1 protein-coding gene is annotated in these 247 nt (G+C 69.2%); it reads right to left on the bottom strand.

The window, feature by feature from the left end:
• The coding region (locus tag V7E09_RS15320) for a hypothetical protein (RefSeq protein WP_324523700.1) at positions 1 to 247 on the bottom strand (247 nt) is incomplete at both ends.

A 247-nucleotide genomic window follows, 5' to 3' on the forward strand; every position in this document is an offset into this window, starting at 1 on the left:
GTACGAGGCCGGCAAGCCTCCCAAGCTGGTGCCGACGCAGGCCGACCGGTCGGCGTACCTGGCGATCGTGCGTGCGAGCGCGGAGGCAGGTGGCGAGGACGCCGTCGGCGCGGCGTACCGCCGGTTCCGGGTGAAGCTGGCCGAGATCGACGATCCCGAGGATCCCCACGATGGAACCCGCCGCGGTCAACCAGTCCGCCTTGTTCATGTCGGCATCCGCGTACAGCACCTTGTCGTGGAGCTGTTC

Source organism: Propioniciclava sp. (genome assembly GCF_036744435.1).
In the GTDB taxonomy this organism is placed as follows: domain Bacteria; phylum Actinomycetota; class Actinomycetes; order Propionibacteriales; family Propionibacteriaceae; genus Propioniciclava.